The sequence below is a fragment of the Pseudoalteromonas sp. 120-MNA-CIBAN-0494 genome (genome assembly GCF_040308885.1).
GTDB lineage: Bacteria > Pseudomonadota > Gammaproteobacteria > Enterobacterales > Alteromonadaceae > Pseudoalteromonas > Pseudoalteromonas nigrifaciens.
Window position 1 is genome coordinate 24,891 of the sequence record NZ_JBEOOE010000034.1, and the last position, 7,169, is coordinate 32,059.

Annotated in this window: 6 protein-coding genes; all 6 read left to right on the forward strand. The window is 39.2% G+C overall.

What is annotated here, in order from left to right; translation table 11 throughout:
• Nucleotide 1 precedes the first annotated feature (1 nt).
• Genes AAEY55_RS15520 through AAEY55_RS15545 form a run of 6 tightly spaced genes read left to right on the forward strand, consistent with a single transcriptional unit; the run spans nucleotide 2 to nucleotide 6,800 of the window.
• Nucleotides 2-1,405 carry an undecaprenyl-phosphate glucose phosphotransferase gene (locus AAEY55_RS15520; protein WP_350552076.1) on the forward strand — a complete coding sequence of 468 codons (1,404 nt, stop codon included), beginning with the start codon at nucleotides 2-4 and terminating at the stop codon, nucleotides 1,403-1,405.
• Nucleotides 1,389-2,603 (forward strand): outer membrane beta-barrel protein, encoded by a 1,215-nt coding sequence (locus AAEY55_RS15525; protein WP_350552079.1) that lies wholly within the window; start codon nucleotides 1,389-1,391, stop codon nucleotides 2,601-2,603. The genes AAEY55_RS15520 and AAEY55_RS15525 overlap by 17 nt, the downstream gene beginning before the upstream one ends.
• A complete protein-coding gene (locus tag AAEY55_RS15530) occupies nucleotides 2,600-3,121 on the forward strand; it encodes a polysaccharide biosynthesis/export family protein (RefSeq protein WP_350552082.1) in 522 nt (173 codons plus the stop codon). The genes AAEY55_RS15525 and AAEY55_RS15530 overlap by 4 nt, the downstream gene beginning before the upstream one ends.
• A 25-nt stretch (nucleotides 3,122-3,146) precedes the next feature.
• Nucleotides 3,147-5,354 carry a polysaccharide biosynthesis tyrosine autokinase gene (locus AAEY55_RS15535; protein WP_350552085.1) on the forward strand — a complete coding sequence of 736 codons (2,208 nt, stop codon included), beginning with the start codon at nucleotides 3,147-3,149 and terminating at the stop codon, nucleotides 5,352-5,354.
• 11 nt (nucleotides 5,355-5,365) lie between these two features.
• Complete coding sequence (locus tag AAEY55_RS15540) at nucleotides 5,366-6,094, forward strand: CpsB/CapC family capsule biosynthesis tyrosine phosphatase (protein ID WP_350552088.1); 729 nt, start codon at nucleotides 5,366-5,368, stop codon at nucleotides 6,092-6,094.
• The gene (locus tag AAEY55_RS15545) at nucleotides 6,087-6,800 is read left to right on the forward strand and encodes a VpsP family polysaccharide biosynthesis protein (protein ID WP_350552091.1); all 714 of its coding nucleotides are present in this window, start codon (nucleotides 6,087-6,089) and stop codon (nucleotides 6,798-6,800) included. The genes AAEY55_RS15540 and AAEY55_RS15545 overlap by 8 nt, the downstream gene beginning before the upstream one ends.
• The last annotated feature ends 369 nt before the right edge of the window (nucleotides 6,801-7,169 follow it).

Consider the following 7,169-nt stretch of genomic DNA (forward strand, 5'->3'; position numbering starts at 1 on the left):
AATGACATCTCCAAGGACATTTAAACCCTCAGGTTCCTCTGATGCCAATTTTTACCGATTATTTGATATATTTGCGTTGTTTTTAGCGTTTCAGTGTGCAGCTCTTCTTTATGATTTTAAACTCACTCCTATTTATGCTGCTTCAGCATTAACTGTTGCACTTAGCTACTTGTACAGTGCTGAGCTGTTTTCTACTTATCGCTCTTGGCGAGCGGGCAAATTTAGAACAATGGTAATGTGTGCGTGGGGTAGTGTTTTAATTGCTTTTGCATTTTTATTAGTTGTGTCTTTTGTATTTAAATTTACCGAGTCGCTTTCTCGCGTGGGAATAGCTATTTGGTTTTTACTAAGTGTAGCTTATTTGTATATTTGGCGTTTGGGTGCTTATTTGTATAAACGCAACCGCCGGAAATTAGGGTTGTCGCAACGCAATGTTGCCATTATTGGTGCTACAGAGTCTGCTGCTTATTTACAAGCTGAAATTGTAAAACACGATGAGTTAGGGTTTAACTTTAAAGGTTTTTACGATGACAGAAGCCCTGAACGTTTATTTGAACAACTCGAACAGCAAGGTGTTGAGGGGCGTATACAAAGTGCGGTAGACGCAGCACGCAATGGCGAAATAGACATACTTTATATAGCCCTCCCCATGAAAGCACAAAAACGCATAGCTGATATTTTATTACAGCTAGGTGATACCACCGTCGATGTGCACATAGTGCCTGACTTTTTACTCTCAAACTTAATACATGCTCGCATTGAGCATGTGGGTGATGTTGATACATTAAGCGTGTTTGAAGCACCGTGTATTGGTGCTCATGAATTTATAAAACGCACAGAAGATATAGTGGTTTCAGCTATTATTGTTACTTTAATCACCCCATTATTATTGATTATTGCTGCCGCAATCAAGCTGACATCTAAAGGGCCTATTATATTCAAGCAAGATCGCTATGGCTTAGATGGCCGCAAAATAAAAGTGTGGAAGTTCCGCTCGATGACGGTGACCGAAAACAGCGATGTGGTGACTCAGGCAACTAAAAACGATGCCCGAATAACTCCGTTAGGTGGCTTTTTGCGCCGCACTAGCCTTGACGAACTGCCGCAGTTTATAAATGTTTTAAAAGGCGATATGTCTATTGTTGGCCCAAGGCCTCATGCAGTTGCCCACAACGAAGAATACCGAAAAAAAGTAGAGTTTTATATGTTTAGGCATAAAACCAAACCGGGTATTACCGGTTGGGCACAAATTAACGGCTGGCGCGGCGAAACTGATACTTTAGATAAAATGGCCAAGCGAGTTGAATACGACCTACATTACATTAAACATTGGTCTTTATGGTTTGATGTTAAAATAATTTTTATGACAATTTTTAAGGGATTTAAAAGTGAAAATGCGTACTAATACAATTACCACTTTACTTGTTGCTTTAGGCTTATCAGCACCAGCTTTGGCAGTAGAATTACAACCAGGCAGTGTAATGACTAAAGACGGCGCTGAGATTACACCTACGCTGCAACTAGGTGTGAGCAGCAACGACAACTTTTTTATGACGCCGTCTGCCACTCAGTCACGTTTAATATGGAATATAGCGCCGAGTTTAGAAGCGCTTATTGAAGACGGCCCTGACAGCTATAAATTTGATATTGCATCAAGCTCGTCGTTCCACAACAAAGACACTACCGATAATTTCACTCAAGTAAACTTGGGTGCGGGTGTACACAAAGAATTTACTAGCCAACACCGTTTAGATGTAACAGGCGATGCTGATTGGTTATACGAGCCACGCGGTGCGGGTTTAACTGAAGGCCAGGGCAGCGCACTAGATGAGCTTGTAAATTATCAGCAACAAAACGTAACTGCTCGTTACGAATATGGTGCAGAAAGCTCTAAAGCTCAGGTTGCTTTAACAGCAGGTTACTATAACAAAAACTATCAAAATTTTACGGCTGTGTCACAGTACCGTGATTACGATAAACCTATGTTGGGTATTATTGGTTATTACAACACCCAAGCAGGCACGCGTACTTTTTTAGAGGTTAAGCAAGAAAACTACCGTTACGATGTAATTGATTCAAACGGTATAACCCGTGACTCAGACGATGTTAAAGTGTTGCTGGGTATGGAGTGGGAAGCCACAGCCGTTACTACTGGTTCATTTAAAGTGGGTTACCAAAATAAAGATTTTGAGTCAAACCTGCGCGATAACTTTAGTGGTTTAAGTTGGGAAGCTGCTGCAGTTTGGAAACCTCTTACTTATTCATCACTACAGTTGGTTACTAGTCGTGCCGCTAAAGACCCATTACTAGAAGGCGATTACATTCGCGAAAGTGTTTATGGTGCAACATGGCAGCATGATTGGAGCGACTACTTAAGCTCTGTAGTAAGTGCTAATTACGTTGACCAGCAATACTCCGGTAATTTTAACCGAAAAGATAAAGTAAAAAATGCCCGCCTAGGTTTAAATTATTTAGCTAGTAATTTTGGTATGGTAACAGGCTATGTTGATTTTATTGACCGTAATTCAACCCAAACTAATATTGAATTTGACCGCGTAATTGTTGGCCTTAACTTTACATTTGCATTAAAGGGAAATGAATGAAGGTTAAAATTTTAACGGGCTTAATATTATTACTGAGCTTTTGTAGTTTTGCGAACGATTCGCAAAACTACATTTTAGGTGCGGGTGACAAAATAGAAATTAAAGTATTTGGCCAGCCTGATTTAGATGTAACCTCACTGCTTGGTAATAGCGGTGAGATTAACTACCCATTTTTAGGTAAAGTTAAACTGGTAGGTTTAAGTGTTTCGCAAGTTGAGCAAACAATAAGCGATGGTTTACAGCCAGATTATTTAGTTAACCCTAATGTATATGCGCAAGTTATAGAATACCGGCCTTTTTATATACATGGTGAAGTTAAAGAGCCAGGTGCATATCCTTACCAACCTGCTATGACGGTTAACCAAGCTATAGCTTTAGCCGGTGGGTTAACTGAACGCGCCTCGGTTGATAAAATATTTATTTTTAAAGAACAAACCAAACAGCAGCAACAAAAAGGTAGTTTAAACAGCCAAATTGCAGCGGGTGACACCATAAAAATAGAGCAGCGCTTGTTTTAAGCAGTTTAAGGTAGTAATTAAAAAAATGAATACACACTCTGAAAAAACTAGCAACAACGAGGAAGTTATTGATTTAGGTGCTTACCTTAATGTTATTAAGCAAAGTAAATGGAAAATTTTAGGTTTTGCTATTGTAGTTACATTATTAACTATAATGGTTGCGTTAACGTTAGTGCCTAAGTATGTAGCCACAGCCACTTTATTGATTGAGTCGGAGCAAACCAAAGCGGTCAGCTTTGAGGAAGTATATGGCTTAGACTCTACTAAAAAAGAGTATTATTTAACCCAGTTTGAAGTTATTAAGTCAAATAGCATTGCTCGCGAGGTAATTACTAAACTTAATTTAAAAGATCATTCCGACTTTATTGCTAAGCCTTCACTCACTGGTGAGCTAAAAGGTATGGTTAAGCAATTACTGCCTTTTTTAAATAAAAAAGAAAGCTCTGTTCTTAGTGAAGAGGAGCAAGCCGAACGTGAGATGTTGGGCTTACTTGCTGCGTTTAAGTCTCGTTTAACGGTGTCTCCAATTCGTAATACACAATTAGTGCAAGTAAGTTTTGAGTCGAGCGACCCTAAGCTTGCAGCTTTAGTGGCTAATACCGTTGGTGAAGTTTACATAGAAAGCCAAATGCGCGCTAAAATGGGTATTACCCAGCAGGCATCTAGCTGGTTAAATACGCGTTTATCTGAATTGCGTATACAACTAGATAGCTCTGAAGTACGTTTACAAGCTTACCGAGAAGAACAAAAGCTAGTTGATATAGAAGGCATAGCAGGGCTTGTTACCCAAGAGCTAGAGCAAACCTCAAAACAGCTAGTAGATGCGCGCGCGACTAAAAATAACCTAGAAAGCATAAATCGTGTTATTAACGAATATGGTAACGACAACATAGAATTACTTGGCAGTATGCCTGAAATTACCTCGCACCGTGTTGTACAAGATGTTAAACGCGAAGTTGTATTGGTTGAGCGTAAGGTAAGTGAGCTTGCAGAAGTTTACGGCCCTAAACATCCTAAAATGATTTCAGCTAAATCTGAACTTGCTACAGTTAAAACTAACCTTAATAAGCAAATTAAAGGGTTAATTACGGGTATTGAAAAAGAGCTAAATAGAACAACGCGAACTGTAAAAGCGCTTGAGCGCGATTTAGCTAAAATTCGTGCTGAATATCAAGATATTACTCGCAAAGAAACTCAATATAACCAATTAAAACGTGAAGTTGAGACAAATCGCAATATTTTTAATACCTTCTTATCGCGCTCTAAAGAAACCGAAGTAACCAGTGACTTTAGCTCAGCTGCAGCTCGTTTTACAGACCGTGCTTATGCTCCACGAAACCCAAGTAAACCTAACAAAAAGTTGATTGTTATTTTAGCCTTTGTTGCTAGTTTTGGTTTTGCAGTAGTAATGACCTTTGTTTTTGATGCCTTAAACGACACAGTTAAAAATAAAAATGATGTCGAAAATAAACTCGCGCAGCGCATGCTTGGCTTGTTGCCTCATGTTGTAGTGCCTAAAAAGAGCTATTTTCCGATCCATGCTTATTTAGAAGATACCTATCGCCGCTTTGCTGAGTCTGTACGTACCTTCCGAACTAGTTTATTGCTTACCCATTTAGACAGAGCTCATCAGGTTATTGCGGTTACATCTACCTCCCCAGGGGAAGGTAAAACCACCACCTCTGCAAACTTAGCGATGTCGTTGGCACAAATGGGTAAGGTATTACTGATTGATGCCGATTTACGTAAACCAGCCTTAGCTAAACGTTTTGATATACCGGTATTTCACCCAGGTTTAAGTAATTTAATGATAGGTACTGAGCAATTAGCTGAGTGTGTACATGTTGATACGCAATCGGGTGTCACTATTATGCCAAGTGGGCAAATACCATCTAATCCACTTGAGTTGTTGTCAAGCCCACGCTTTGCTGAGCTACTTAGCGAGTTAAAAGCGCAGTACGATCATATTATTGTTGATACACCGCCTACACAAGCAGTAAGTGATGCATTGGTAATTGCACAAAGTGTTGATTCAGTTGTTTATGTTGTTAAATCTGATATTACCCGTATTAAACCTATTACAGCCGGCCTTGAGCGTTTATTTGAAGTAAAAGCTCACGTTGCTGGTGTGGTACTAAACAAGGTAGATATGAGTAAATCTAAAGATGAGCATAGCCATGGTTACTATGATTATTACGATTACTCACAGCAACCTGAAAAGCCACAAGTGTAATTAAGTAATTTATGATTGATATTCATACGCATATTTTGCCGGGTATTGATGATGGCGCTAAAGATTTAACTGAATCTTTGGCGCTTTTGAAATTGGCCGAAAGCGATGGTATTACTCATATGGTGGCAACGCCACATATACATGTGGGGCGCTTTAATAATGCGACGGCTCAAATAAAAAACGATTTAGAGAGTTTAAAGCGAGAGGCAAAAAAAGAAGGTATTAATGTAAAGTTGGCTGCCGCTGCAGAGGTACGTTTAGACATAGAGCTTATGGCAATGGTGATGGCTAATAAACTGCCTTTTATTGGTAAAATAGCAGACAAAAGCGTGTTGTTATTAGAGTTACCGCATTCACATATGCCGCAAGGCTATGATAAATTTATTCAGTGGCTCGCTAAACAAAATATACGCGTTATTATTCCGCACCCAGAGCGTAATCGCGATATTCAGTCAAATCTTTATTATATTCAACACTTAAACCAATTAGGTTGCGACTTTCAATTAACAGCATCGAGTATTGAAGGTGAGTGGGGCGAAAGCGCACAAACTATAGCGTTACAAATGCTAAAAGATGGTTTAGTGAACTATGTTGCCTCTGATGCTCACTCAGTAAAACGCCGACCTCCTATATTGAGCCAAGCTAGAAAAACAGTAGCGCAATTAATAGGTGAAGAACAGGCTACAGCGCTTTTTGTAACTAACCCGCTGCAGCTAACCGAGTGCTTATTTAATGACTAAATTAAACATGTTCAAGGTAGTGCCTGCTGCTATATTAGCCATGATAGTACTTGTTATCGCTTATACCAGCATGCAAAGTATGCGTGCAAATGCGTGGTACTTTAATGCACTTAATATTGTGCAAGAGTCGGATGGTGCTTTATCTGGTTCATCGCTTCAAGCTGCAGAAAATGCGATTACGTTAGCTACCAATATGGATCCCGACCATCCTCATTATTGGCATTTTTTAGCCCATATAAAAATGTTAGGTTTAGCCGGTATTGATACTACATCAGGTGAGCAATCAGATAAAGTAAAGCAAACATACCAACAAGCTGAGCAAGCGTTGTTAAAGTCGGTTGAGCTTAGACAAACTTGGGCACTAACCTGGATAAGCTTGGCACAAGTAGTAAGTTATCAAGAGGGGCCTACCAAGCGGGTATATAATTATATTCAGCAAGCTAAAAAAGTTGGCCCATATAAGTTAGATGTTCACTTAGGTATTATTCAAATTGCGTTAATGCATTGGAATGAACTACCACCTACCTACAAAGCCCTTTATGTGAACGAGCTTAAATTAGCCTCTAAATATGGTTATAAATTTTATGATGTGTTTAGTATGGCTGAGCAAATGAATCGTTTGCCAATAGTGTGTTTATCGCTGCAATTTGGTTCTCATTATGAGGCTATTAGAGGCAGTTGGATGTTTAATAAGTACTGTGGTTAAAACACGCGCTTCGAGCAACGAGATATGGGCTGTGAGGTACGTGCTAAGGTCCAGAATTTAGGGTTGATTGTAGACGCATAGCTTGCTCGCTTAACAAGCGCAGCTTCTGGTTTTGAGTATTTTTATCTTCTAAATGCTAAGTGTCTATAACTTCTTTTTTTTAAATAATTCACCAAGACCAAATTGCACTGAGAGAAGCGAATGAGGAGTAAATGAGAAAACACTAACGACTAGGCCTAGTTATTAATTAAAATATTCTGTATTTGTCACTATCTCTAAAAGCGCAGCGTCCCTTAGCCCTCTTTGTGCATAATTTTCTTAAAGATCTTATTGCACTGAGAGAAGGGAATGAGTAGTAAATGAGAAACC